This window comes from Pseudonocardia sp. ICBG601, from assembly GCF_020496245.1.
The window spans coordinates 1-4,058 of sequence record NZ_JAHLJA010000129.1 but is presented as its reverse complement, the minus strand read 5'-3'; the positions used below and the strand labels follow the sequence as shown (position 1 = coordinate 4,058).

The window sequence follows — 4,058 nt, the reverse complement described above, 5'->3', positions numbered from 1 at the left end:
GTCGAGCGCGGCGACCTGGTCGCCCGCGCGCCGCGGCCGGGAGAGGGATCTGGACAGCACTCGGCGACCCTACGGGACGCTGACCGATTCGTCGGTGCGCCGACAGATAGGTTAGGGTCACCTCAGTTCCGAGCGGGGAGGCTGCATGGGTGTCGTCGAGCTGACCGTGTCCGACGTGGGGGCGGTGTCGCACAGCCTCGTCCGCGTGGAGCTGGGCGGTGACGCCCTGGCGCCGCTGCTGGCGAGCTGGTCGGAGGAGCGGGGCGCGCAGCGCGCTCCCGACGAGGCGGTCGTCGTGCACGTCCCCGTGGCGGAGGGCGGGCTCGACCCGCGCGGGCGCTGGTACACCGTGCGCGGCGTCGAGCAGCGGTCGGACGGACCGCGGCTCGTGCTCGAGATGGTCAGCCACGAGGGCGGGATCGCCGCGAGCTGGCGCGCCGGGCCGCGGTGGGCGACGTCGTCGGCGTCTCCGTGAGCAAAGCTGGTTCCGCAGGCCGGCCGAGGCGCGCTGGCAGGCCGTGATCGGCGACCTCACCGTGCTGCCGATGCTCGTCCGCACGGGAGCGCAGGCGCCCGAGGGCGTCCGGACGTCGGCCGTCATCGAGATCCCCGAGCAGCGCGACGCCCGCGAGATCCCCGGCGTGCAGGTCGAGTGGGTGCACAACCCGGACCTCGCGCGCCACTCGCGGCTCGACGAGCTGACGCGGGCGTTCCAGCGTCCCGACGAACCGGGATACCTCTACGTGGCGGGCGAGGCCTCGGCCACCAGGGCCGCTCGCCGCTACCTGCGCCACGAGTGCGGCCTCACGGTCGCGGAGTACGGCGTGCTCGGGTACTGGCGCAAGGACGCCGAGAGGTGGAACGCCCGCTACGAGAAGTCGTCGAGCGCTACGAGCGGATCTGGCAGGACGCGGAGTCGACGGGTCGTGACGACGAGGAGGTCATGGACCTCTACGAGGACGGTCTGGCGAAGGCGGGACTGCTCTGAACGGGGGCCGACCGGTCGGAGGGGATCGCTCGACGCGCCGGAATCCGTCGACCGCAAGGCGCGCACTGATCGCGCTCGACCACTTAGGCTGAGGGGATGCAGCGGCGGATCTACGGTGTGGAGACCGAGTTCGGGGTCACCTGCACCTTCCACGGCCAGCGCAGGCTCTCACCTGATGAGGTGGCGCGGTACCTGTCCGTCGGGTCGTCTCCTGGGGCCGCTCGTCGAACGTGTTCCTGCGCAACGGCGCCCGGCTCTACCTCGACGTCGGCAGCCACCCGGAGTACGCGACGGCCGAGTGCGACACGCTCGAGCAGCTCGTCGCGCACGACAAGGCGGGGAGCGGATCCTCGAGGACCTGCTCGTCGACGCCGAGCGCAGGCTCGTCGACGAGGGCATCGGCGGCGACATCTACCTGTTCAAGAACAACACCGACTCGGCGGGCAACTCCTACGGCTGCCACGAGAACTACCTCGTCGCGCGGGCGGGCGAGTTTTCCCGGATCGCCGACGTGCTGCTTCCGTTCCTGGTCACGCGCCAGCTGATCTGCGGGGCGGGCAAGGTCCTGCAGACCCCGCGCGGCGCCGTCTACTGCCTCTCGCAGCGTGCCGAGCACATCTGGGAGGGCGTCTCGAGCGCCACCACGCGCTCGCGCCCGATCATCAACACGCGCGACGAGCCGCACGCCGACGCCGAGCGCTACCGCCGTCTGCACGTCATCGTGGGCGACTCGAACATGTCCGAGGTCACGACGCTGCTGAAGGTCGGCACCACGCACCTCGTGCTGGAGATGATCGAGGCGGGCGTCCAGTTCCGGGACTTCACGCTCGACAACCCGATCCGCGCCATCCGCGAGATCAGCCACGACCTCACCGGGCGGCGCACGGTCCGCCTGGCGGGCGGGCGCGAGGCCAGTGCGCTCGACATCCAGCGCGAGTACCACGCCCGCGCCGTCGAGCACGTCGCCACGCGCGGCAGCGAGGACCCGACGATCGAGCGCGTGCTGGAGCTGTGGGGCCGCACCTCGACGCCGTCGAGTCGCAGAACTCTCGCTGATCGACCGCGAGATCGACTGGGCCATCAAGCACAAGCTGATCGAGCGCTACCGCAAGCGCGACGACATGGACCTGGCCAACCCGCGCATCGCCCAGCTAGACCTGGCCTACCACGACATCCGTCGTGGTCGGGGCCTGTTCGACCTGCTGCAGCGCAAGAGCCTGGTCGACCGGGTGACCGACGACGGCGAGATCGAGGCCGCGAAGGACACCCCGCCACAGACCACCCGCGCGAAGCTGCGGGGCGACTTCATCGCCGCCGCCCAGGCGGCGGGGCGCGACTTCACCGTCGACTGGGTGCACCTCAAGCTGAACGACCAGGCGCAGCGCACCGTGCTGTGCCAAGGACCCGTTCCGCTCGGTCGACGAGCGCGTCGATCGGCTCATCGCGTCGCTCTAGGTCTCGGCAGAGCACTCTTCACCGCCCCCGTCCGACCTCCGTCGGGCGGGGGCGGTGTGCTGTCCGCGCCGGTCGGCCACCGTACGAGATTTCTCAGACGAAATTGTTAACAATTCTTGCGCCATGCTGTCGGTGGGGGAGGGTGAGGTCCGACAGCGACCTCGACCCCACCGGAGCAGGCGGATGCGCGCGCAGTTCGAGAAGACCCCGGGCTGGCTGGACCCGTACGACGGTCCGTCCACCCGGTCCACGCCCTGCCGCCGGGCACCGTCGACGCGCACTGCCACGTCTTCGGTCCCGGTGCCGAGTTCCCGTACGCCGAGGGGCGGAAGTACACCCCCTGCGACGCGGGCAAGGACCGGCTCTTCGCGCTGCGCGACCACCTCGGCGTGCGCCGCAACGTCGTCGTGCAGGCCACCTGCCACGGCGCCGACAACCGCGCGATGGTCGACGCCGTGCGCTCGGCCGGGACCGCGCGCGCGGCATCGCCACCGTGCGTCCGGACGTCTCCGAGGCCGAGCTGGCCGAGCTCGACGCCGCGGGCGTGCGCGGGGTCCGCTTCACGTTCCTCGCGCGACTGGCGTCGGCGGCGTCGAAGGACGACATCGCGACCGTCGCGACGAAGATCGCCCCGCTCGGCTGGCACGTCGTCGTCTACTTCGAGGCGAGCGACCTGCCCGAGCTGGAGGGCTTCCTCGCGACGCTGCCCGTGCGGTCGTCGTCGACCACATGGGCCGTCCGGACGTGACGAAGCCGGTCGACGGGCCGGACTTCGACCGCTTCCTCCGCTTCGTCACGGCCCACGACGTCTGGGTGAAGGTGAGCTGCCGGAGCGGCTGACCGTCACGGGCCGCGCGCCCTGCCGGCGAGCCGACCCCCGCGTACACCGACGTGCTGCCGTTCGCGCGGCGCACCGTGGCCGAGCTGCCCGACCGCGTCCTGTGGGGCACCGACTGGCCGCACCCGAACCTGAAGGACCACATGCCCGACGACGGGCTGCTGGTCGACCACGCGCACCGCCTCGCCGACACCGCCGACGCGCGGCAGAAGCTCCTGGTCACGAACCCGATGCGGCTCTACTGGCCCGACGAGGTCTGACCGCAGGCACGCCCCCGCACGTCCCTCCACCGATCCCTGCTGAGACGAAGGCGTTGAGCATGCAGGACTCCCAGACCTCCGACGTCGCGCACGACGCGAACGTCGCGAACCGGCTCGACCGGCTCCCGATCTCCCGGTTCCACAAGACGACCATCCTGGCCGTCTCGTTCGCCTACTTCTTCGAGTTCGCGGACATCAACAGCTTCGCCACGACGGCGCCCCGACTGATCAAGCTGTGGGGCGTCACCGTCTCCCAGGTCGCGTACGTGACCTCGCTGTCGTTCGTGGGCATGTTCCTCGGCTCCATCGCCGCGAGCTGGATGGCCGACCGCTGGGGCCGCAAGTCCGCCCTGGTCCGCACGACGCTGTTCTTCGGCGCGTTCTCGCTGGTCGCGGCGTTCTCCTGGGACATCGTGTCCCTGGGCGTCTTCCGCATCCTGACCTCCGCCGGACTCTCAGCCATGACGGTCGTCGCGGTGATCTACGTCAGCGAGGTCTACCCGGCCGCCAAGCGCGG

At 71.0% G+C, this 4,058-nt stretch carries 4 protein-coding genes and 4 pseudogenes; all 8 read left to right on the top strand.

The window, feature by feature from the left end; genetic code table 11:
* Nucleotides 1-145 precede the first annotated feature (145 nt).
* Nucleotides 146-475 (top strand): hypothetical protein, encoded by a 330-nt coding sequence (locus tag KPL57_RS27195; protein ID WP_226353670.1) that lies wholly within the window; start codon nt 146-148, stop codon nt 473-475.
* A 40-nt stretch (nt 476-515) separates the two neighbouring features.
* Nucleotides 516-833 (top strand): annotated as a pseudogene (locus KPL57_RS72815) (siderophore-interacting protein); the annotation flags it as partial.
* Nucleotides 834-856: 23 nt separating this feature from the next.
* Nucleotides 857-988, top strand: a complete 132-nt coding sequence (locus KPL57_RS67450) for a hypothetical protein (protein ID WP_264198625.1) — start codon at nt 857-859, stop codon at nt 986-988.
* A 96-nt stretch (nt 989-1,084) separates the two neighbouring features.
* Nucleotides 1,085-2,443: pseudogene (pafA, locus tag KPL57_RS27185) on the top strand (Pup--protein ligase).
* Between the two features lie 212 nt (nt 2,444-2,655).
* A pseudogene (locus tag KPL57_RS27180) lies at nt 2,656-2,847 on the top strand (amidohydrolase); the annotation flags it as partial.
* An 89-nt stretch (nt 2,848-2,936) separates the two neighbouring features.
* A complete protein-coding gene (locus tag KPL57_RS27175) occupies nt 2,937-3,191 on the top strand; it encodes an amidohydrolase family protein (RefSeq protein ID WP_226353669.1) in 255 nt (84 codons plus the stop codon).
* A 140-nt stretch (nt 3,192-3,331) separates the two neighbouring features.
* Nucleotides 3,332-3,541: pseudogene (locus KPL57_RS27170) on the top strand (amidohydrolase family protein); the annotation flags it as partial.
* A 59-nt stretch (nt 3,542-3,600) separates the two neighbouring features.
* On the top strand, nt 3,601-4,058 hold a 458-nt coding region (locus KPL57_RS27165), incomplete at its 3' end, for an MFS transporter (RefSeq protein ID WP_226353667.1).

Coding starts and splice junctions, on each gene's coding strand:
- KPL57_RS27195 (WP_226353670.1), top strand. CDS start 146: ATGGGTGTCGTCGAGCTGACCGTGTCCGACGTGGGGGCGGTGTCGCAC.